Origin of the sequence: Vibrio sp. 1562, from assembly GCF_033340155.1 — a bacterium.
Classification (GTDB): Bacteria; Pseudomonadota; Gammaproteobacteria; order Enterobacterales; family Vibrionaceae; genus Vibrio; species Vibrio alginolyticus.
Window position 1 is genome coordinate 1 of the sequence record NZ_JAWOVY010000132.1, and the last position, 998, is coordinate 998.

The 998-nt window shown below is 43.6% G+C and carries 1 protein-coding gene and 1 pseudogene; one reads left to right on the plus strand and one right to left on the minus strand.

The annotated features are described in order from the left end of the window. Nucleotides 1-805, plus strand: an 805-nt coding sequence (locus R7Z49_RS23695; RefSeq protein WP_318112167.1) for an AraC family transcriptional regulator, incomplete at its 5' end; no start/stop codon positions are given. Nucleotides 806-872: 67 nt separating this feature from the next. Here R7Z49_RS23695 and R7Z49_RS23700 read toward each other — a convergent pair. Then, nucleotides 873-998 (minus strand): annotated as a pseudogene (locus R7Z49_RS23700) (EamA family transporter); the annotation flags it as partial.

Here is a 998-nt window from a genome sequence, read left to right on the forward strand (position 1 = left end):
TGACGGGCAGGTGCAACACTGTCCGATAAATCAAAAGTTTGATATTAGCTCGACGGATTTTTACATTGTCTTAAACCATAACTGTGCTTTGGAGTTATGTGATTCTAAAGGTATTAAACAGTTTATCGAACCACCTTGCTTGGTCGCTATTGGCGCGGATTTCAAAGGGCAAATCGCCATCAATTCGTTCGTAGAAAATGCCAATATTTCGGGTTTCAGACTGGCTGCGTGTTTCATTGAAAAACTCAATCAACAGTTGAACTTCCGCGAGCTTTGCGATGGCGTGTTCTCGGGGAATGTGGCGGTGAGTTTCACTTTACGTCCGGGAATCGTGGATATTTACTCAGCATTAAAAGCAATGGTGAAAAAGGGCTGTGGTAACCGTTCAAATGATGAATTGCTCGATATCAACAGCATGCTTTTGTATTTGTTGATGCACTTTGAGCAGAGCGCCAGTCAGGCAGAAACTCGTTCATATTCTTCGTTGTCTTCACGTATTCGCGCGCTGATTTCTAAAGATCTAACGAAGCCGTGGACGCTCAAAGAAATTGCGAAACTGGTTTACATGAGTGAGTCGACGGTAAAAAGAAAGTTGAACAAGGAAGGGACGACGTTTACTGACGTGCTGCAGGCTGCACGACTAGATACAGCACAACAAATGGTGTGCAACAGCGACGCGAGTGTCAGTGCAATAGCTGAGCTATGTGGTTTTAAGCATGCCTCTTATTTTGGTGCCTGTTTCAGAAAAGAATATGGTGCCACACCGCTTGCTTATCGAAAACAAGCCCAGCTCAGAGCGAGTTGATCGTATTGAATAACAAAACGCCCGATACAAAATCGGGCGTTCTATTGAATATGATGGGGATGATTACTTAAACCGTTATTGCTTCTTTTCTTGCGCGCAACGACGTTAAAATTTGAGGCAGTAAAGACATCACAATCATACCCACCATCAAGCTGTATTGGAGTGGGGTAAAGTTTTCACCCAACAGCAATAA